Source organism: Streptomyces sp. NPDC042102 (assembly GCF_055582305.1).
Window position 1 is genome coordinate 292,296 of the sequence record NZ_JBVJDL010000006.1, and the last position, 20,581, is coordinate 312,876.

At 72.6% G+C, this 20,581-nt stretch carries 17 protein-coding genes; 8 read left to right on the top strand and 9 right to left on the bottom strand.

What is annotated here, in order from left to right; translation table 11 throughout:
* Positions 1–69 precede the first annotated feature (69 nt).
* Positions 70–1,176: an acyl-CoA dehydrogenase family protein gene (locus tag ACZ6KO_RS25555; protein WP_469306366.1), complete on the top strand. Its 1,107-nt coding sequence runs from the start codon at positions 70–72 to the stop codon at positions 1,174–1,176.
* Positions 1,177–1,276: 100 nt separating this feature from the next.
* Here ACZ6KO_RS25555 and ACZ6KO_RS25560 read toward each other — a convergent pair whose 3' ends face one another.
* Entirely contained in the window at positions 1,277–1,882 is a 606-nt protein-coding gene (locus tag ACZ6KO_RS25560) for a septum formation family protein (protein WP_469306313.1), read from the bottom strand.
* Between the two features lie 296 nt (positions 1,883–2,178).
* On the opposite strand from ACZ6KO_RS25560, the gene ACZ6KO_RS25565 reads away from it, so the two are divergent.
* On the top strand, positions 2,179–2,829 hold the full coding sequence (locus ACZ6KO_RS25565; RefSeq protein WP_469306314.1) for a hypothetical protein: 651 nt from the start codon (positions 2,179–2,181) through the stop codon (positions 2,827–2,829).
* An 88-nt stretch (positions 2,830–2,917) separates the two neighbouring features.
* Entirely contained in the window at positions 2,918–4,000 is a 1,083-nt protein-coding gene (gene manB / locus ACZ6KO_RS25570) for a mannose-1-phosphate guanylyltransferase (RefSeq protein ID WP_469306315.1), read from the top strand.
* A gap of 56 nt (positions 4,001–4,056) precedes the next feature.
* On the opposite strand, the gene ACZ6KO_RS25575 is transcribed toward manB, so the two are convergent.
* Complete coding sequence (locus ACZ6KO_RS25575; protein ID WP_469306316.1) at positions 4,057–5,388, bottom strand: LCP family protein; 1,332 nt, start codon at positions 5,386–5,388, stop codon at positions 4,057–4,059.
* A 106-nt stretch (positions 5,389–5,494) separates the two neighbouring features.
* Here ACZ6KO_RS25575 and ACZ6KO_RS25580 point away from each other — a divergent pair, with 106 nt between their 5' ends.
* Positions 5,495–6,034 carry an acyl-CoA thioesterase gene (locus ACZ6KO_RS25580; RefSeq protein WP_469306317.1) on the top strand — a complete coding sequence of 180 codons (540 nt, stop codon included), beginning with the start codon at positions 5,495–5,497 and terminating at the stop codon, positions 6,032–6,034.
* Positions 6,035–6,048: 14 nt separating this feature from the next.
* Here the strand turns inward: ACZ6KO_RS25580 and ACZ6KO_RS25585 are convergent, their stop codons facing one another.
* The gene (locus tag ACZ6KO_RS25585; RefSeq protein WP_469306318.1) at positions 6,049–7,593 is read right to left on the bottom strand and encodes an LCP family protein; all 1,545 of its coding nucleotides are present in this window, start codon (positions 7,591–7,593) and stop codon (positions 6,049–6,051) included.
* A 146-nt stretch (positions 7,594–7,739) separates the two neighbouring features.
* On the opposite strand from ACZ6KO_RS25585, the gene ACZ6KO_RS25590 reads away from it, so the two are divergent.
* Positions 7,740–8,771, top strand: a complete 1,032-nt coding sequence (locus ACZ6KO_RS25590) for a glycosyltransferase family 2 protein (protein ID WP_469306319.1) — start codon at positions 7,740–7,742, stop codon at positions 8,769–8,771.
* A 73-nt stretch (positions 8,772–8,844) separates the two neighbouring features.
* Here the strand turns inward: ACZ6KO_RS25590 and ACZ6KO_RS25595 are convergent, their stop codons facing one another.
* The 3 genes from ACZ6KO_RS25595 to ACZ6KO_RS25605 all read right to left on the bottom strand — a co-directional run bounded on the left by ACZ6KO_RS25595 (position 8,845) and on the right by ACZ6KO_RS25605 (position 13,969).
* Complete coding sequence (locus ACZ6KO_RS25595) at positions 8,845–10,530, bottom strand: LCP family protein (RefSeq protein ID WP_469306320.1); 1,686 nt, start codon at positions 10,528–10,530, stop codon at positions 8,845–8,847.
* A gap of 77 nt (positions 10,531–10,607) precedes the next feature.
* Entirely contained in the window at positions 10,608–12,359 is a 1,752-nt protein-coding gene (locus ACZ6KO_RS25600; protein WP_469306321.1) for an LCP family protein, read from the bottom strand.
* 242 nt (positions 12,360–12,601) lie between these two features.
* A complete protein-coding gene (locus tag ACZ6KO_RS25605) occupies positions 12,602–13,969 on the bottom strand; it encodes an LCP family protein (protein ID WP_469306322.1) in 1,368 nt (455 codons plus the stop codon).
* A 153-nt stretch (positions 13,970–14,122) separates the two neighbouring features.
* Between ACZ6KO_RS25605 and ACZ6KO_RS25610 the strand changes: the two genes are divergently transcribed.
* Positions 14,123–14,512, top strand: coding sequence for a VOC family protein (locus ACZ6KO_RS25610; RefSeq protein ID WP_469306323.1), 390 nt, complete (start codon positions 14,123–14,125; stop codon positions 14,510–14,512).
* A gap of 54 nt (positions 14,513–14,566) precedes the next feature.
* On the opposite strand, the gene ACZ6KO_RS25615 is transcribed toward ACZ6KO_RS25610, so the two are convergent.
* On the bottom strand, positions 14,567–15,298 hold the full coding sequence (locus ACZ6KO_RS25615) for a TIGR03089 family protein (RefSeq protein ID WP_469306324.1): 732 nt from the start codon (positions 15,296–15,298) through the stop codon (positions 14,567–14,569).
* A 139-nt stretch (positions 15,299–15,437) separates the two neighbouring features.
* On the opposite strand from ACZ6KO_RS25615, the gene ACZ6KO_RS25620 reads away from it, so the two are divergent.
* A complete protein-coding gene (locus tag ACZ6KO_RS25620) occupies positions 15,438–16,847 on the top strand; it encodes a peptidoglycan recognition protein family protein (protein WP_469306325.1) in 1,410 nt (469 codons plus the stop codon).
* Positions 16,848–17,319: 472 nt separating this feature from the next.
* Positions 17,320–18,321, top strand: a complete 1,002-nt coding sequence (locus tag ACZ6KO_RS25625; protein WP_469306326.1) for a DNA-3-methyladenine glycosylase family protein — start codon at positions 17,320–17,322, stop codon at positions 18,319–18,321.
* 9 nt (positions 18,322–18,330) lie between these two features.
* On the opposite strand, the gene ACZ6KO_RS25630 is transcribed toward ACZ6KO_RS25625, so the two are convergent.
* Positions 18,331–19,629: a coenzyme F420-0:L-glutamate ligase gene (locus tag ACZ6KO_RS25630; protein WP_469306327.1), complete on the bottom strand. Its 1,299-nt coding sequence runs from the start codon at positions 19,627–19,629 to the stop codon at positions 18,331–18,333.
* Positions 19,626–20,579 (bottom strand): 2-phospho-L-lactate transferase, encoded by a 954-nt coding sequence (gene cofD, locus ACZ6KO_RS25635; RefSeq protein ID WP_469306328.1) that lies wholly within the window; start codon positions 20,577–20,579, stop codon positions 19,626–19,628. The genes ACZ6KO_RS25630 and cofD overlap by 4 nt, the downstream gene beginning before the upstream one ends.
* Positions 20,580–20,581: the final 2 nt, after the last annotated feature.

The window sequence follows — 20,581 nt, forward strand, 5'->3', positions numbered from 1 at the left end:
GAGTGAGAAACCTTGGCGGGTTCTGCGAAGTCGGAGTTCGACCTGTTCCGCCCGGCCGAGGAGCACGACATGCTCCGCGAGTCCGTCCGTGCGCTCTGCGAGGCCAAGATCGCCCCGTTCGCCGCCGCGGTGGACGAGGAGGCCCGCTTCCCGCAGGAGGCGCTCGACGCGCTGGTCGCCAACGACCTGCACGCCGTCCACGTACCCGAGAGCTACGGCGGCGCCGGCGCCGACGCGCTCGCCACCGTGATCGTGATCGAGGAGGTGGCCCGCGTCTGCGCCTCCTCCTCCCTGATCCCGGCCGTCAACAAGCTGGGTTCCCTGCCCGTGATCCTCTCCGGCTCCGAGGAGCTGAAGAAGAAGTACATGGGCCCGCTCGCCAAGGGCGAGGGCATGTTCTCGTACTGCCTCTCCGAGCCGGACGCCGGCTCCGACGCCGCCGGCATGAAGACCCGCGCCGTGCGCGACGGGGACTTCTGGGTGCTCAACGGCGTCAAGCGCTGGATCACCAACGCGGGCGTCTCCGAGTACTACACGGTCATGGCCGTGACCGACCCGGAGAAGCGCTCCAAGGGCATCTCTGCGTTCGTCGTGGAGAAGGGCGACGAGGGCGTCTCCTTCGGCGCGCCCGAGAAGAAGCTCGGCATCAAGGGCTCCCCGACCCGCGAGGTCTACCTCGACAACGTGCGCATCCCCGCGGACCGCATGATCGGCGCCGAGGGCACCGGCTTCGCCACCGCCATGAAGACCCTGGACCACACCCGCATCACCATCGCGGCCCAGGCGCTCGGCATCGCGCAGGGCGCGCTGGACTACGCCAAGGGCTACGTCCAGGAGCGCAAGCAGTTCGGCAAGCCGATCGGCGACTTCCAGGGCGTGCAGTTCATGCTCGCGGACATGGCCATGAAGGTCTCCGCCGCCCGCGCCCTGACCTACCAGGCCGCGGCCGCCTCGGAGCGCGGCGACGCCGACCTCACCTACCTGGGCGCGGCGGCCAAGTGCTTCGCCTCGGACATCGCGATGGAGGTCACCACGGACGCCGTCCAGCTGCTCGGCGGCTACGGCTACACCCGTGACTACCCGGTCGAGCGCATGATGCGCGACGCCAAGATCACCCAGATTTATGAGGGTACGAATCAGGTTCAGCGGATCGTCATGGCGAGGAACCTGCCGTAACCAGGCTGTCTGCGACGGCTACTGACGAACGGCCCCCGGCATCCGCCGGGGGCCGTGTAGCCGTCGCCGTCGGGTGTGTCATCGACGTCCGGAGCGGGGCTCAGGAACCGGAGGCGCGGACCGAGCCGGTGCTCGTACCGGTCGCGTCGCCCAGGAAGCAGACGACTTTGCGATCGCCGACGTCCCAGGTGTCGGCACTCGGATAGAAGTAGTACCCCTTCAACTTCTCAGGGAGCTTTGCGGCGGCGCCCGTGTAGGCGTCGAGTGCCGCGTCTCCACACTTTTCGTCGGCGATCGAAACGATCTTCTTCTTGCCCGGGTAAGGACCGTCCTGCAGGCTGAAGACGGAGTACACCTCCCCCTCGTGAGCCACGTCGCAGGACACGAGGCGCACCTCGGTGGAGGCGTCGCCGCCCTCTGCGCCTTCGTACTGCTTCAGATCGTCATCCGTGGTGAAGCAGTTGCCCACGCGGACTGCCTCCACATCGATGGCGACCGGCCCGGTGACCTGGCCACTGGTGTCGCGCTTCGGCAGGGGAGCGCCGTCCGCGACTCCGGAGAATCCGAGGGCCAGCGCGAGCGCGAGGGCGGGGCTTGTGGCGAACGTCAGGATGGTCCGCGTATGCGGCCCGGGATGCCCCGGCCGTGCGCGCGGTCCCCACAGCGGGTAGGGGGTGGGCGACGACGGTGCTCGCGGTCTGGACATGCGTGTGGTCCTCCTTGCGCGGAGTGGGAGTCGCGACCAACAGCCGGGCGCTGACGTCGTGGTCACCGGGTGGGGCCCGAGCCCGGCATACCTCGGTGACGGGGCGGCGACGGTGGCCGCTTCGCGTCCGGCCTGATGCGTCGGCCCCGGCCGACGCGTGCGCGCCGATGGCGCTGTGCCATTACCCACGCTACCGAGCAAGGCCCGCCCACGCCTGTCGTGGCAGCGGGCAGGGCAGCGTTAGGCTGTGCGCCGGTCGGCCCCCGGACGCGGGGTCTCAGGGGCGGGGAACGAGGATGTCCGTAGAGGGTCACATAACGGGGATGCTCCAGCAGATCGCCCGGCAGCAGGACTTCGTCGACATCGCCCCCCAGGGGACCCCGGTGAAGGCGGCCGCCCTCGCGCACGTGGCGGAGCAGTACGGCTACACGTACGGCCTGGCGTTCCGGACCGGGTACAAGAACTCGCTCGTCCAGGTCCGGATGTACCGGGACCCGCACCCCGAGGCGCGGGTCCGCGAGGCAGCCACCATCACCGCCCATCCGCAGGTGGGCAACCGCGGGACGGTGCCGGGGCTGCGGCAGGGCTCGCTGAAGCCGCTCCCCGAGGCGGCCGGAGCCGTGGCCGTGCTGAAGGACCTCGTCACCTTCGACGTCCTGGCCCTGTACATCGCCGACCGGCGCCAGAAGGTGATGTGCTACCTCGCCTGCGTGGTCGTGACCGCCCTCCTGCTCATCGGTGAGTCGCCGGTCCAGGCGGTGGCCTCCGGCGGGGTGCTCGCGCTGTTCATCACCGCGGCGTTCAAGGTGGGCGTGATCCGCCGCCGGAAGATCGCACAGCGGCTCACGGCCGCCGGGTTCGTGACGGTGCGGGACGAGCACGGCAGGCAGCGGTTCCTGCGCCCCGGGCAGCAGTTGCCCGGCCACGTCAACCCGTTCGCCTCCTGACCGCCCTGAGCAGCGGCGAACCCGCCCTCGGGCATCCTCCCGATGGGCTAAATTTGGACCTTCGTACGCCCGAATCTGGGGAGAAGACATGACGGAAGCGATCCTGCTGGTCGGTGGGCAGGGGACGCGTCTGCGGCCCGTCACGGTGAACACGCCGAAGCCGATGGTCCCGGCCGCCGGTGTGCCGTTCCTCGCCCACCAGATAGCCAGGGCCGCTGCCGCCGGCGTCACCCACATCGTGATGGCCACCTGCTACCTGGCCGAGGTCTTCGAGCCCTACTTCGGCGACGGGTCCGCCTTCGGCGTCCACCTGGAGTACGTCGTCGAGGACGAGCCGCTGGGCACCGGCGGCGCCATCCGCAACGCCGCCCGGCGCCTGACCGGCGGCGCCGACGAGTCCGTCCTGGTCTTCAACGGCGACATCCTGACCGGCCTGGACATCCGCGGCCTGGTCGACTCGCACGCGGCCGCCGACGCCGACGTCTCCCTGCACCTGGTCCGCGTCGCCGACCCGCGCGCCTTCGGCCTGGTGCCCACCGACCCCACCGGCCGCGTCCTGGCCTTCACCGAGAAGCCCCAGACGCCCGAGGAGATCGTCACCGACCAGATCAACGCCGGCTGCTACGTCTTCCGCCGCTCGGTGATCGACTCCATCCCCACCGGCCGGCCCGTCTCCGTGGAGCGCGAGACCTTCCCCGGCCTGCTCGCCGCCGGCGCCAAGCTGTACGGCAAGACCGAGGACACCTACTGGCTCGACCTCGGCAAGCCCGAGTCCTTCGTCCAGGCCTCCGCCGACCTGGTGCGCGGCCTGGTCGCCTCCCCGGCCGTGCCCGGCCCGCGCGGCGAGTCCCTGGTCCTGCCCGGCGCCGAGGTCGCCGCCGGTGCCCGGCTGACCGGCGGCACCGTGGTCGGTGCCGGCGCCCGGATCGGCGCCGGTGCGGTCGTGGCCGGCTCGATCGTCCTGGACGGCGCGTCCGTCGGGGCCGACACCGTCGTCAGCGCCAGCCTGATCGGGGCGCGCGCCCGGGTCGGCGCGCGCACGGTCCTGGACGGCGCGGTCATCGGCGACGGCGCCCTGGTCGGCGCGGACAACGAACTGCGCGCCGGCGCCCGCGTGTGGTGCGAGGCCCAGCTGCCCGACGCCGCGCTGCGCTTCTCCTCCGACCGCTGACACGTATACGACGAAGGCCCGCCGGGGATCCGGCGGGCCTTCCTCGTACGTACGGCTCAGCGGTTGCCCGTGACCGTCACCTTCTCGTCGTTCTGGATCTGCTTGACCAGCTGCTGCACCTTGGCCTTGTCCCAGACCAGGTTGCCGCCGCGCTCCCCCGAGATCGGGATGTTCATCGACACGCCGTCACCGCCGCTGATGCCCTTCATCGCGAAGAACATCTCGCCGAGGTCGAACAGGGACATGTCCTTGTCCACGACCAGCGTGTCCAGGCCCGCGCCCAGCGTCGGGTAGAGCTTGAACGGGTTGATGATCGTGCTCGGCGTGGCGGCCTGGCTGGCCAGCGCCGACAGGAACTTCTGCTGGTTCTTCGTGCGCTGGAGGTCGGACTCGGCGAAGGCGTAGCGGGTCCGTACGTACGCCAGCGACTGCTCGCCGTTGAGGGTCTGCTTGCCGGCCTGGAAGTCGGCGCCCGACTTCTCGTCCTTGAACGCCTTCTCGATGTCCAGCTCGACGCCGCCCAGCGCGTCGACGATGTTGGCGAAGCCGGCGAAGCCGATCTCGGCGTAGTGGTCGATGCGCAGGCCCGTGTTGTGCTCCACGGTGCGCACCAGGAGTTCGGGGCCGTCCTCGGAGTACGCGGCGTTCAGCTTGACCCGGCGGCCCTGGGCGGGGAACTTCTTGCCCGACTGGGAGCCCACGAAGGACGGGATCTCCACGTCCGAGTCGCGCGGCAGCGAGATCATGGTGTTCCCGCTGGAGCAGGCCGCCAGGATCATCATCGAGTCGGTCCGCTTGCCGTCCGCGGAGCCGGTGTGCAGCTTCTTCTTGTCCGCGTCGGACAGGCCCTCACGGCTGTCCGAGCCCACGATCAGGTACGTCGTGCAGTCGCCCTCCTTGGGCCGCTCGATGACCTTGGCGAGGTCGACCTCGCCGCGCAGCTTGGAGTCGGCCCAGAAGTACGTGCCGATCGTGGTGACGAACAGGACCGACACCAGGGCGATCGAACCGATCTTGATCCGCTTGCGCCAGTCCGGCGCCGGGCCCTGGCGGCCCGGACCGGCCGGCGGCGGCATGCCCGGCCCGCCGCCGGGACCGCCGCCGGGACCGCCGCCCGGGCGGCCGTCGGCCGGGGCGCCCGCGGGGGTGCCGTAGACCTGGCCGGTGTTGTAGCCGCTGTCGTAGCCGGTGAAGGTGTCGTGGGTCTGCGGCTGCTGCCGCGGAACGCCGGGACCCGCGGGCCGCGCCGGCGGGACGGGCGGCTGCGCGGGGCGCGGGGGCTGCTGCCGCTGGACGTGCCGCATCCGCTGCGCACCTTCGGGCTGCTGCTGGGCGCTGCCACGTCCGTAGCGGTCGTCGCGGTTGCGCCCCTCGGGCCAGTCATTCATGCGGACAAGAATGCCTGGTCCGGCGGGTCGCCCGACAGGCCGGGAGGGGCTTCGTTCCGGTGCTGTTGCAGAGCTGATGCCTCTTGGACGGCTTTAAGGTGGCCGTATGACAGACATAGCGGCCGATCTCCCGGGCAAGCCGACCTCGGCCTCGCGCACCACGCTCAGCCACATCATGACCGGCAACGACACCAACCTCCTCGGCACCGTACACGGTGGCGTGATCATGAAGTTGGTGGACGACGCGGCCGGGGCCGTCGCCGGCCGCCACTCCGGCGGTCCCGCCGTCACCGCCTCCATGGACGAGATGGTCTTCCTGGAGCCGGTCCGGGTGGGCGACCTCGTCCATGTGAAGGCGCAGGTCAACTGGACCGGCCGGTCCTCCATGGAGGTCGGCGTACGGGTCCTGGCCGAGCGGTGGAACGAATCGACCCCCGCGACCCAGGTCGGCAGCGCCTACCTGGTCTTCGCGGCCGTCGACGCCGAGGGCAAGCCCCGCCGGGTGCCGACGGTCGTCCCCGAGACCGACCGGGACCGCCGCCGCTACCAGGAGGCCCAGATCCGCCGCACCCACCGGCTGGCCCGCCGCCAGGCGATCAAGGAACTGCGCGAGCGCCGCGCCGCCCAGGGCCTCGACGAGGACTGATCCCGAAGCCGTGGCTACGGGGTGTCCCCGCACACCACCTGGTCGCCGGTGACCACGCCGAATTCACCCCGATGGGGGTCCTCGGCGCGGACCGGGACCACCTTGTCGAACTGCGAACCGGCCGTGACCAGCAGGGTCCGCCCCTGGCCCCGTACCGCCCGCAGCTCGCTGCCCGGCAGAGCGGTGGCCAGCGTGCGGGCCGAGCGGTCCCAGCGCGGGTCGTACGCCACCACCGTGCGCCGGACCTCGCGGCTGGAGGCGTTGCCCGGCGTACGGGTGGTGTTGAAGCCGGTCGCGCGCAGGGCGGCGTCGACCCGCCCGCCGAGGCCGTCGATCCGGGTGCCGTTCTCCACCTGCACCCGGATCTCCTGCGGTGCTACGTCCACCGGGACCCCCGGGGCGGCCTGACGGCGCCCGCCCTCGCCGCTGCCGCCGCCACCGTCGCTGCTGCTGCTGCCGCCCGGCCGGACGGCGGGGGCCAGCGGCCGGTCGTCGCGCAGCGCGTCGAAGAGCTTCGTCGCCTTCGCCTCGTCCCACTTCACGGTCGACCCGATGCCCTTGACCGGGTACGAGGGGTCGCCGATCGGCACCGAGGCGAATTCCGACGACGACGGCGTGAAGTCCCGCATCGCCTGCCCCAGCGCCAGCATCTGCTGCGAGCCGAAGCCCTTGTCGGCCCGCACCGACCCCAGCAGCGTCGAGCTGACCTGCTTGAACTTCACCGGGTTCAGCAGCACCCCGCCCGTGGCCGCCTGCTGGAGCAGGGCGGCGACGAACTTCTGCTGGCGCTGCATCCGGCCCAGGTCGGAGGCCCCGTCGACATGGCGCGAGCGCACGTACTGCAGGGCCTGGCCGCCCGTGAGCCGGTGCGTGCCGGGCCGCAGGTCCAGGCCCGTGTTGGTGTCGCGCAGCGGCTTGGCGGTGCAGATCTCCACCCCGCCCATGGCGTCGACCGTCTTCATGAAGCTGGTGAAGTCCACCTCCAGGTAGTGGTCGATCTTCACCCGGGTCAGGCTCTCGACCGTCCGCACGGTCAGGTGCGGCCCGCCCTCCGCGTACGCCGCGTTCAGCTTCACCGGATGCGCCTGGTGCTCCTTGCCGCTGACCAGGTCGCGGTGGGCGGGAACCTCCGCGTAGCTGTCCCGGGGCAGGCTCACCACGCTCGCCCGCCCCCCGTCGGCCGAGAGGTGCACGAGCATGATCGTGTCGGTGCAGTGGCAGGGCGCCCCGCCCAGCCGGTAGGACCGTTTGTCCTCGGGAGTGATCCGCTCCCGCCCGTCCGTGCCCACGACCAGCACGTTCAGGCCGTTCCCGCCCCGCGGGCGGTTCTTCATGTCCTTGAACGGGTCCACCCGCTCGATCCCGGTGTCCAGCCCCGTCATGACCGCGTGCCCCAGCGCCCCGGAACCCAGCACCACCACCGACAGCGCACCCGCCACGCGCACGCCCCAGCGCGGCCGGCCCCCGCGCCGGCCCCCGCGCCGGTCCGGGCCCCGGCCCCGCCGCCGGGCGGTCGCGTCGGGCCTGGGCGGGCGGGAGGAAGGGTGCGGGTGGGGCACGAGGGACACCTCCGCGGGGGCTGCAGGGAGATTCGTCAGAACAGTAGGCCCATACGATCAGCGACTGTCCGTACTGCTCGTCCGGCGCGCACCCGTTTCCCCCGTACGCGGTAACGTGACACCGATACCCGACCGTGAAGGACCCCATGCCCACCCAGCAGCCCGCAGTCTCGGTGATCATGCCGGTGCTCAATGAGGAGCGCCACCTGCGTGACGCCGTCCGGCACATCCTCGGGCAGGACTACGACGGCGAGATGGAGGTGGTGATCGCGCTCGGCCCGTCCACGGACCGGACCGACGAGATCGCCGCCGCGCTCGTCGCCGAAGACCCGCGCGTCCACACCGTGCCGAACCCGACCGGCCGCACGCCGGCCGCTCTCAACGCCGCCATCAAGGCCTCCCGCCACCCGATCGTGGTCCGCGTCGACGGGCACGGCCTGCTCTCGCCGAACTACATCGCCACCGCCGTCCGCCTGCTGGGCGAGACCGGTGCGCAGAACGTCGGCGGCATCATGCACGCCGAGGGCGAGAACGCCTGGGAGGACGCCGTCGCCGCCGCGATGACCTCGCGGCTCGGCGTCGGGAACGCGGCCTTCCACACGGGGGGCGAGGCGGGCCCGGCCGAGACCGTCTACCTGGGGGTCTTCCGCCGCGAGGCGCTGGAGCAGCAGGGCGGGTACAACGAGGAGTTCATCCGCGCCCAGGACTGGGAGCTGAACTTCCGCATCCGCGAGGCGGGCGGGCTGATCTGGTTCTCGCCGGAGCTCAAGGTGCGCTACCGGCCCCGCCCGTCGGTCAAGGCGCTGGCCAAGCAGTACAAGGACTACGGGCGTTGGCGGCACGTGGTGGCCCGCTACCACGCAGGATCGATCAACCTGCGCTACCTGGCCCCGCCGACCGCCTTCTGCGCGGTCGCGGCCGGTCTCGTCGCCGGCGCGGCCGTGACCCCGTGGGCCTTCCTGGTCCCGGGCGGCTACCTGGCCGCGCTGGCGGCCGGCTCGGTCGTCGCGGGCAAGGGCCTGTCCCTCAAGGCGCGGGCGCAGATCCCGGTGGCCATGGCGACCATGCACATGTGCTGGGGCTACGGCTTCCTGACCAGCCCCCGCTCGCTGGCCCGCAAGGTCATCGCCAGCCGCCGCCCGCCGGTGCCCGCCGGCGGCGAGGCGGTGTCCCACTAGCGCGGCGCACGCGACGTACGACGAAGGGCCCGGCGGATTCCCCGCCGGGCCCTTCGTCGTAGGTGCGACACCGCTACCAGGTGAAGCCGGGCTGGATCGCCATGCACTCCTTGTCGTTGTCGCCGTTGAGCGGGCGCGCGGAGTCCGGCGCCTTCGTCGGCGCGGGCGGCGGCGGGGTGGGCGCGTTGCCGGTACGCCAGTCCTTGCCGACGAAGACGGTGACCCCCGAGACGTCCGTGGACCGCACCACGGAGGTCGCCGGCAGCCCGAGCGCCGCGGCCACGACCTGCGCGTCACCGGCCTGGTCCAGGGACGCGTACCGCACGACGGAGGCGTCCTCGCCCGCGGTCTGGCTGTCGGCCTGGGCGCGGGCGAAGCCCTTGGAGACCAGCAGCGCCGCGATGTCGCTGCCGCGGCCCTTCGCCTTGGCCTCCGGGGTGTTCTTGCCGCCCGAGGCGTTGCGCACCAGTACCTGGATCTTCGCCGGCGGGGCGGCGGGGTCCTGGGCCGGCGGGGTTGTCGGTGCGGTGCTGGGTGCGGTGCTGGGCGCGCCGCTCGGCGCGGTGGACGCGCCCGCGGAGGGCTGCGGCTGCGCCGCACCCTGACCGTCGAGCGCGATGTCCTCGCGGACCATCCGGAACAGCTCCTCGGCCTCGACCGGCTTGGGCTCCACCCGGTTCGAGTCCTGCGGGCTGTAGATCCACGGCATGGTGGTCATGGTGATCCGGCCGGTGGGGACCTTCTTGAGCTCCATGCTCAGGTCGTACAGCTTGTCGATCTTGTTGAGGCCGGTGTCCACGACCATCGCCTCGATGGCCGCCTGCGCCAGGCTGTTGAGCTTCACCGGGTTGCTGAGCTTGGCGTTCTTGCGGAACTCGCGCGCCAGGGAGTTCATGTACAGGTGCTGGGCGTGGGTGCGGCCGATGTCCGTGCCGTCCTCGAAGCCGTACCGGGTGCGCAGCCACTGCAGGGCCACCTCGCCCTGGATGACGTTCTCGCCCGCCTTCAGCTTCAGGCCCGAGCCCTTGCCGTCCTTGGTGCGCGAGTGCACGTTCTGCTGGACGCAGACCGGGACGCCGCCGATGGCGTCCGCCATCGACACCACGCCCTTGAAGTCGATCATCATGAAGTGCTGGATCGGGATGCCGGTCAGCTCCTGCCAGGCGGCGACCGTGCAGCCCGGGCCGCCCCGGCTGAGCGACTCGTTCGTCTGCACCAGCCCCCTGCTGGCCTGGTGGACCTTGCCGTTCGGCTCGGTGCACTTGGGCATCTTGAGCAGGGTGTCGCGCGGCATCGAGATGACCGACATGTTCGAGCGGTCCGCGGACAGGTGGAGCAGCATCTGCACATCGGCCAGCGGCGGCCCGTCGAAGGTGTCCGAGGCCCCGCCCAGCGCCTTGTTCTCGTCGCCGTCACGGGCGTCCGAACCGATCAGCAGGATGTTCAGCGGGGTCTGGCCGAACGCGTTGGGCTTGGGGGCGCTCAGCTTGTTGTCGCCGAGGTTGAGCGCGTCCGTACGGATGTTGCCGTTCATGTACTGGTAGTACAGGTAGCCGGCGCCGGCCGTACCGAGTATGAGCAGGGCCAGGGTGGTGGCCACCCAGCGCAGCACGCGGCGCCGGCCGCGGCGCGGGACGCCGTCGCCCCTCCGGCCGCGGCGTCCCCGCTGCCGGGGTATCGGCGAGCCCGTGCCGCCGCCCGATATGCCATCGGCGGCCGGAGCGGGCGCACCCTCCCCGCGCACGCTGCTGTGCCTCACGCGTTTCCCCCCTCAGATTCCTGATCAGGTCCTGATGTATCAGGTGTTGCTGTACGTCGCCCCTGTGGGGCCCGGGCCTACTTGGCGCAGACCGCCTTGTCCGCCTCGACCCGCTGGACGCCCTCGGGCACCTGCTGCGGAGCGGTGAGCGGGATGCCCGGACCCTTGAAGTCCGCGCCGAGCGTGAGCTTCATCGGGGTCCTGGGCGCCGCGTCCGTCGCGCCGGCCTTGAGGGCCGAGGCGGGCAGACCCATGATGTCCGCCAGCGCCCGGGCCTCGTCGGCCTGGTTCGGCGCGTACTCGAGCGTCGTCGCCTCGAGTTTCGCCGGCGCGTTGCCGAGGTTACTGGCCCGCGGCACGCCCTTGGAGTTCTGCAGCCAGTTCAGTGTGGTCTGTGCCGATCCGGGCGGTCCGCCGCCGTTGTAGACGTCCACCCGCACCTCGCCGGCCGGGGCGCGGTTGCCCTGGAGCTGAGCGTTCTGCTTGTCCTTGGCCGCGTCGGCCGCCGCCTTCTCCTTGGCCTCCACCTCGGTGAGCGAGACGTCCCCCCGGATCATCTGCAGGAGCGGTTCGGCCTGTGAGGGATTGACGACGACGGTCGCCTTGACCCGTTCGGCCGGATTGTCCAGAACGGGGAGGGTGGTGAAGGTGATGTTCTTGGGGTTGATCCCCTTCAATTCACCGCCCAGGCTCTGCAGTTTGCCGATGGTCCCTATCCCGGTGTCCACACTCAGCGCCTTGGTGGCCGCCTCCGCGAGGCCGATCAGCTTCTTGGGGCTGGTCAGGGTGTTCTTGGACTTCATCTCGCGGATCATCGAACTCAGGAACTGCTGCTGGGTCTTGATCCGGTCGAGGTCGCTCTCGTTGCCGAAGGCGTGCCGGGTCCGTACGAAGGCCAGCGCCTGCTCGCCCTCCAGCCGGTGCTCGCCCGCCGCCAGCTTCAGCTTGGACTTCTCGTCGTCCACCGGCTTCTCCAGGCAGACGGGTACGCCGCCGACCGCCGAGCTCAGGCTCTTGACGGCGTTGAAGTCGGCCATCATGAAGTGGTCCACCGGGATCCCGGTGAGCTGTTTGACCGTACGCATCGTGCAGCCCGGATCGCGTCCCGACTGCCCCAGGCTGGTGTTGAAGCGGACACCCTTCTCACCGGGCACGGTCTTCGTCGAGCCGTCGGGCTGCTTCGTCGGGCAGTCCGGGATGTCCGTGATCAGGTCGCGGGGGATGGACAGCGCGGTGGCGTTCGTCCGGTCCTTGGAGACGTGGAAGAGGAACGTCGTGTCCGCGTGGCCCGGGCTGTCCTTGTCGCCGTAGCCCTGGTTGCCCGAGCCCGTGCGCTTGTCGGTGCCGATCACCAGGATGTTGATCGGCTGGTCCTTCTTGAACCCGCCGCTGCCCGCGTCGCCGACGTCGGTGGTGTTGATGTTGCCGTTGAGGTGGTTGTAGTAGAGCCAGCCGCCCACCGCGCCGCCCACCAGCAGGAACGCCATGCCGCCGCCGATCACCTTCAGCGCCTTGCGGCCGCGTCCGCCACCGCCGGCAGCCCGGCGTTTGCGGCCGGTGCGCCGGCCACCGGGCGGGCCGTCCCCGCGGCGCGGTCCGGGGACCGCGGGGGACGGGGACTTCGGGCTGGTGCCCGGAGCCGTCCGCGGGCTCGTGCCCGAGGACTCCGTCGGGGCGCGCCGGGATCTGCGCTGCGGAGCCACCGAGGGTGCGGGTGCTTGCGCACCGGAGCGGTTCTGTCGCAGTTCGTAGTGACCAGTGCGGGGGTTGAGGATCCACTGGTCTGCGGGGTCGATTTCGTCGGCCCGCCCACGGCTTTGCGCATCCACGGTTGTCGAGTCCTCCGTCGGTGCTTCACGAGGCGCCTCCCCCCAGGCGCTCGGTCAACGATCCGGCTGCTGGTGCACGGCCTTCGGCCTGCCGGGCACCGGGTCGCTCACCCTATCCGGCCAGTTCAGCGGCAAACCATGCTGGTGACAAATTCCACCCCCTTATAACGGTTCAATACGCCCATCTCGTGAGGATCGCGCCTGGGCTTTTTGGATTGCTTTACCGCCGGGCTACCCGTGAGTCACCTGCACGCGTCGTTACCGGCTGTGGTCCCTGTGAAAGTTGGGACGGCCGTGACGGAAGGACCGCTTCCATCACGGTGGACGAAGCGGCTCCCCACGGGTTCGTCCGCGGGCGCGGCCAGCGGTGTCGCCGTGCCGGACGGCGTGCCGGCGGGAGCGACGCCGGAGGCGGCGGCGGAGGCGGCGGCGGAGATGGCGGGGGAAGGGGCCGTGGAGCTGACGGTGGAGGTGGCGGCAGGCGCCGGCCGGGGCGACGTCGCGGTCGTCGCCGTCGCGGTCGCCGGCGGTGCGGTCACCGGCGGCGGGGTCACCGTCAGGGGCCGGTCCGCGCGCAACTGCTCGAACAGCCGCGTCGCGTCCGGTTCGGCCAGCTGGTCCCGGTTCGGGTCGGCGGCGTGCGGCCGCCGCGGCGCCGTCAGGAACCGGATCTGATCGGTGGGAATGTCCCGTACGCCGCGCACGAGTTCGTACAGGCCGCGCAGCGAGGCCAGCCCGGGATCCGTGGTGATCGACGAGGTCGCCGCGTCCAGCAGCGGATAGAGCCGCGCCGGGTTCAGCAACACCCCGTTGCTCTGCACCTTCTTCACCAGCGCGCCCAGGAACTGCTGCTGCCGGTCCATCCGTTCGGTGTCGCTGCCGTCGCCCAGGCTGTGGCGGGCGCGGACGAAGCCCAGGGCCTGCTCGCCGTGGAGCGTGCGGCGGCCGGCGGCCAGCTTCAGCTTCGCCTCCGCGTCGTCGATCGGCTGCTTCAGGCACACCTCGACCCCGCCGACCGCGTCGACCATCTTCTTGAACCCGCGGAAGTCCAGCACCATGTGGTGGTCGATCCGGATGCCGGTGAGCTTCTCGACCGTACGGATCGTGCACGCCGCCCCGCCCCACTGGAAGGCCCAGTTGAACTGGGCCTGCCGCTCGCGGGTGCGGCTGCCGTCGCCCTGCAGGCAGCTGGGGACGGTGACCACCAGGTCCCGGGGCAGGGACACCGCCGTCGCGCTGCGGCGGTCCGCCGGCAGGTGCAGCAGGATCGTGGTGTCGGAGCGCTGGGTGCCCCGGTCCGTCCCGTAGCGGGCGTTCTCCGCGCCCGAGCGCGAGTCCGAGCCGATCAGCAGGATGTTCTGGGCCCCGCCCGTGCCGTGGGCCGGGCGTTCGCGCTCGTAGCGCTCCAGCTCGGCGGCGGCGGAGGTGTCCTCCACGATGTTCGCGTCGAGCTTGCGGTACGCCCACCAGCCCGACCCCGCCCCGCTCAGGACCAGCAGCACCAGCACGAGCCCGGCCCAGCGCAGCAGCCTGCGCCGCCGGCCGCGCGGAGACGTCGTACCGTCTCCGCCCGCACCGGTGCCGCTGGGTATGCCCGCGCTGTCGGTCACACGTCCGATCCTGACCCGGGCCCGCCAGGGCGGCCCGGGGGCGGGGGGCCGTACTGGGCCGAGCGGGTGACAAATCGGTGGTTACCGGGCTGCTGGGCGGGAGGCCGCTCGGGCATGATGCGAGGTGACACCCGACGTGCCAGGGAGCACCCCATGAGGATCTACGTGTCCAGCGTCTTCGTCGACGACCAGGAGAAGGCCCTGCGCTTCTACACGGAGGTGCTGGGCTTCGTGACGAAGCACGACGTCCCGGTGGGCGGCGGCGCCCGGTGGCTGACGGTGGTCTCGCCGGAGGCCCCCGACGGCACCGAACTGCTGCTGGAGCCCTCCGGGCACCGCGCGGTGGGGCCGTACAGGGCGGCGCTGGTCGAGGACGGCATCCCCGCCGCCTCTTTTGCCGTGGACGACGTACGGGCGGAGTACGACCGGCTGCGCGCGCTGGGCGTGCGGTTCACCCAGGAGCCGACGGACATGGGCCCGGTCACCACGGCCGTCCTGGACGACACCTGCGGCAACCTGATCCAGATCATGCACACCAAGTAGGCCCCGCCCGGCCCAGGACCCCCGGACCAGGGTCCTGGGCCCTGGACCAGGGCCCTAGACGACCCGGGCGACGCGCTCGGCGTCGACGCGCTGCGCCAGGCCGGCCTCGGACAGCTGGTCCAGGTGGCGGCACAGGACCACCGAGCCGCCGGTGGCCAGCGGGGCGAACAGACCCGCCGAGAGGCCGGCCCACGTGTCGTAGCCGAGCCCGGACAGCACGCGGGAGCCGTCCCCCTCGCCGCGGGCCCGCTCCATCAGGGCCCCGTACGACAGCTCCTCGCCGTCGACGACCAGCCCGGCGTCGTCCGCGCCCACGGGGACGAACGGTGCGAAACGATCGCCCTGTCCCGGCACCTCGACCGCGTAGTCCAAGAACCCCGCGGGCGGCTGCGGGAACCGGCCGCCCAGCGGCCGCAGCGCCAGCGCGACCCGCTCGCCCGGGCAGGCGGCCGCGGCGTCGAGTGTGTCCGGCCCGCTGACCACGAGGTCCGCGCCGGCCGGGTCGCCGCCCACCTCGACGACCACGCCCACCGAGGCGGCGGCCAGCAGCCACACGGCCGTCTGCCAGTGCGCGGGGAGCAGCAGGGCGAGCCGGTCGCCCGGCTCGGCGCCCAGGTCGCCCTGGAGCAGATTCGCGGTCTTGGCCACCCAATTGGCGAAGGTCGCGACGGACAATTCGACGCGCTCGCCGGTGGCGTCGTCGTAGAAGGTGACGAGCGGACGGCCCGGATCCGCGGCGAGCGCGGATCGCAGCAGGTCGGCAGGGGTGCGGTCAGTGGCGTTCACCCGGCCCAGGGTACGCGGGGCCGTCCCCCGTACGGCCGCCGCGCGCATCCCCCATCCAGGGCACGGGACGGGCCCGCCGATCCAACGCTCCGTCAGTTCCGGCTGGCGCGGCCCGGTCGGTGTGATCAGCATCTTTTTCATGCGTGGATTCCTTGCTTCCTCGATCGGCGTCGCGACCGCGGCCGCACTGGCCCTCCCGCTCGCGCTCCCGACCCCCGCCCTGGCCGAGACCGCCCCCGTCCACCCCGCCGGCTCCACCCAGTCGCTGCCGCTGGTCCCCCTGGGACCGGACATGCCGCGGGGCAGCGCCGTACCCGGAACGACCGCCGAGCCCCGCCTGGCCGAGACCCAGGGGCTGACCGCGCGTGAGGTCAGCAAGTTCTCGCTGGTCGGCGTCGTCTGGGACGACGCGGGCACCGAGCTGTACGGCCACGTCCAGGTCCGCACCCGCTCCACGGAGACGGCGACGTGGACCGACTGGCAGGACGTCGAGACCCACAACAGCGAGCACGCCGCGGACCCGGACGCCGCCGAGCGCGGCTCGGGCCGCGTCCGGGGCGCCACGGCGCCGCTGTGGGTGGGCGAGTCCGACGGCGTCGAGATCCGCGTCCAGGCGGAACCGGGCGCCGGCGCGACCCGCTCGGCCGCCCGCCTGCCGTCGGGGATGCGCATCGAACTCGTCGACCCCGGCGAGGCGGTGGCCGCGACGGACGACAAGAACGGCACCGGCACCGGGACTGGTACCGGTCCGGAGCCGGGGGACGGCAAGGGCAACGTGACGGTCGTCCCCGGCATGACGCTGGCGATGGCGGAGACCTCCAACGCCAACGTCCCGATGGCGGCGCTGGGTGCCAATGAGATCAAGGCGCTCAACAAGGCCGACTCCACCGCCGACGCGGTCCTCGCGGGCGACGGCACCCTCGCCGCGGCCGGCACCCCGTACATCGGTCCGCGCCCGCGGATCGTCACCCGCAAGGGCTGGGGCGCGGACGAGTCCCTGCGCGAGCCGGGCTTCGTCTACACCTCCACGGTGAAGGCGGCGTTCGTCCACCACAGCGCCTCCGGCAACAACTACGCCTGCAAGGACGCCCCGGCGGTGCTGCGCAGCCTCTACCGCTACCACGTGGTCAGCAGCGGCTGGCGGGACTTCGGCTACAACTTCGCCGTCGACAAGTGCGGCACCGTGTACGAGGGGCGCGCGGGCGGTGTCGCGAAGGCGGTGCTGGGTGCGCACACGATGGGCTTCAACACCAACAGCATGGGCGTGGTCGTCCTGGGCTCCTTCTCCTCCAGCGCCCCGCCGGCGGTGGCGGTGGACGCCGTGTCCGGCCTGACGGCGTGGAAGCTGGGCCTGTTCAACATGGACCCGCGCGCGAAGACGACGCTGACGTCGGGCGGCGGGAACCGGTACCCGAAGGGGAGGGCGGTCAGGATGAACGTCATCTCGGGGCACCGGGACGGGTTCGCGACGGAATGCCCGGGCAAGCGGCTGTACGGCAAACTGGGCACGACCCGCACGTCATCAGCCAAACTCCAGGGCCGCCCATAACCCACCGGCCCCCCCACGCCTCAATCGCCGGCGAGGCTCAAACGCGCGGGCCCCGACCCCCGTTCCCCTGCGCCGCAATCGCCGGCGGGGCTGGGAGCGGTGCCCGGCGGCGCTGATGGCCGCCCAGCGGGGCAGGTTTCGGGGGCTCCGCCCCCGCACCCCCGCGCCTCAAACGCCGGCGAGGCTGGAGTGGGGCCCGGCGGCATTTCCAGCCCGCGCGGCGTTTGAGCGCACGGGCGCGGAGCGCCCGTATGGGGGCCCGGGGGCGAAGCCCCCGATCTTTGAGCCCCGCCGGCGATTGAGGCGCGGGGCCCGGGGCGGAGCCCCGTCCACCCGGCCCCGTTGGGCACCCTCCAGCCCGCGCGGCGTTTGAGGCGACCCGCCCCAGCCCCGCCGGCGATTGAGGCGCGGAGGTTCGGGGGCCGGGTCCCGGGGAGGCGGGGGAACCCGGGGTGGGGGATACGCTCGTCGCATGGCCGGCCGATTCGATCCGCTCACCCCGACCGCCGCCCGCGGTGGCCGGACCGACGTCCCCGCGGGCCGCGGGCGGCCCGTCGGCCGCGGGGCCAAGGCCCGTACGTACGCGCCCGCCGTCGACCTCGACCTCGGCCTCACCCTCGGCCCCCTCCGCCGCGGCCCCGCCGACCCCACCTTCCGCACCACCCCCGACGGCTCGGTCTGGCGGGCCAGCCGCACCCCGCAGGGTGCCGGGACCCTGCGGGTCTCGCACACCGGCGACGCCGTCGAGGCCGAAGCCTGGGGCCCCGGTGCCGACTGGCTCCTGGAGACCCTGCCCGCCCTGCTCGGCGCCGACGACGACCCGGCCGCCTTCGTCCCCCGCCACCGCCTCGTCCACGCCAGCCACCGCCGCCGCCCGGGGATGCGCCTGACCCGTACCGGCCTGGTCCTGGAGTCCCTCATCCCGGTGATCCTCGAACAGAAGGTCACCACCGACGAGGCCTACCGCGCCTGGCGCCGGCTCGTGCGCCAGTACGGCGACCCCGCCCCCGGCCCGGCCGCCGACGCCGGTCTGTACGTCATGCCCGACGTCCGCACCTGGGCCCGTATCCCGTCCTGGGACTGGCACAAGGCCGGCGTCGACGCCAAGCGCTCGGACACCGTCCTGCGCGCCGTCCGCGTCGCCGCCCGCATGGAGGAGGCGGCCGCCATGGAGCTCGCCGAGGCGGCGCGCCGCCTGGAGCTGGTCCCCGGCATCGGCCCCTGGACCTCCGCCGAGACCCTCCAGCGCAGCAACGGCGCCGCCGACGCCGTCACCACCGGCGATCTGCACCTGCCCGGCATCGTCGGCTTCGCCCTCGCCGGCAACCGGCACGCCGGCGACGCGGAGATGCTGGAGCTGCTCGCCCCGTACGCCGGCCAGCGCCACCGCGCGGCCCGCCTGATCCTGCTCGCGGGCCGCGTCCCGCCCCGCCGCACGCCGAAGATGCCCCGTACGGACATCGCCCGCTGGTAGCGCCCCGCGCTACCGGACCTCGATGAACGCCGACGCCTCCCGCGCCGGCCGCTCCGCCGGTGCCCCGGCCGCGTGCCCCACGGCCACCGCGCCCATCGGGTCCCAGTCCGCCGGCAGCCCGAGGACCTCCCGCACCACGTCCCGGCAGAACATCGTCGAGGACACCCACGCCGAGCCCAGCCGCTCCCCGGCCAGCGCGACCAGGAAGTTCTGTACGCCGGCGCCCATCGCGACCACGAACATCTCCCGCTCGGCCGCGTCCCGCCGCGCGTGCCCGTAGTGGTGCGCGCCGTCCGTCACCAGGCACGGCACGACCAGGTACGGCGCGCGCCGCAGCACGTCGCCGCGGCGGATCCGCTTCGCGATCGACTCGGCGGACTTGCCGTCCCGCTCCAGGTCCGCGATCCACGCGTCCCGCATCGCGTCCAGCAGTTTCGTCCGCGCCGCCTCCGACTCCAGCAGGACGAACCGCCACGGCGTGGTGTGGTGCGGCGCCGGCGCGGTCACGGCGGCGGCCACCGCGCGCCGGACCGCGCCCGGATCCACCGGCTCGTCGGTGAAGGCCCGTACGGTACGGCGCTGCGTCACCGCCTCGCGGACCGCCTCGGAGGTGCCCAGCCGGAACATGTCGTCGGCGGGCGCGCGGACCATGTCCCGGCCGGCGCCCTCGCCCAGGACGTGTCCCAGCCCGCGCACCACCGCCACCGGGCAGCCGGTGGCCTTGCCCTTGACCAGGTCGCCGGCGGCCGCCAGTTCGTCGGCGGTCGCGACCACGGTCGCGGTCAGCGGGTTGCCGTGGGCGTCGGTGGCGCCACGCAGGTCGTCCAGGACCCGTACGCCGGCCGCGCCGATGGCGACGTCGGTGAGCCCGTTGCGCCACGGCCGCCCGAAGGTGTCCGTCACGATCACGCCCACGTCCACCGACAGCAGCCGCGCGAGCCCCGCGCGCAGCGCGCGGGCCGAGGCGTCCGGGTCCTCGGGCAGCAGCAGCACCGTGCCCGCCGCCGTGTTGGACGCGTCCACGCCCGCCGCCGCCATCACCAGCCCCTGCCGGTTCTCGACGATCCGCAGCGTGCCCCGGCGCGCGACCACCCGTACCGTCTCGGCGTCTATCGCCGCCTCGCGGGATTCCGCCGCGACGATCCGGCCCTCCGCCTTGGAGACGATCTTCGAGGTGACCAGCAGGACGTCCCCGTCGCGCAGGTCCGGTGCGGTGTCCGCGATCAGCCGGGCCAGGTCGTCGCCCGGCCGGATCTCGGGCAGGCCGGCGAGGGCGCGGACCTCGTAGGAGGGGGCGGGAGCGGTCACCGGGCGGCCCCGGCCAGGTCCAGCGCGGCGCGGGCCATCGCGGCGGTCGCCGCCTCGTCGGTCATCATCAGCGGGACGGCCCGGCAGCTGATCCCGGCGGCCTCGACCTCCGCGACGGCGTCCGCGTCGGTGGTGTCCACGAGCCAGCCGTCCAGCAGTCCGGCGCCGTAGTGCCGGGCGACCGCCGCGGCCGTGGACTCCACGCCCACCGCGGCGAGCACCTTGTCCGCCATCCCGCGTACGGGCGCGCCGCCCACGATCGGGGAGAGGCCCACCACGGGCGCGTCGGCGGCCGCCACGGCCTCCCGGATGCCGGGCACGGCGAGCACGGTGCCGATCGAGACGACCGGGTTGGACGGCGGGAAGAGGATGACGTCGGCCGCCGCGATGGCCTCCAGCACCCCGGGCGCCGGCTTGGCCTGCTCGGCGCCGACCGGTACGACCGCTTCCGCGTCGACGGAGGCGCGGAGCCTGACCCAGTACTCCTGGAAGTGGATGACGCGCCGCTCGCCCTCCAGGGTCACCGCGACGTGCGTCTCGACCCGGTCGTCGGACATCGGCAGCAGCCGCACGCCCGGCTGCCAGCGGTCGCACAGCGCCTCGGTGACGGCGCTCAGCGGGTAACCGGCGGCGAGCATCTGGGTGCGGACGATGTGGGTGGCGAAGTCACGGTCGCCGAGGCCGAACCACGAGGGTCCGACCCCGTACGCCGCGAGCTCCTCCTTGACGGTGAAGGACTCGTCGGCGCGGCCCCAGCCCTGCTCCTCGTTGATGCCGCCGCCGAGCGTGTACATCACGGTGTCCAGGTCGGGGCACACCTTGAGCCCGAACAGGTGGATGTCGTCACCGGTGTTGCCGATGACGGTGATGTCCGCGTCGGGCACGGCCGACTTCAGACCGGACAGGAAACGGGCGCCGCCGATACCGCCGGCCAGAACAACAATGCGCATGC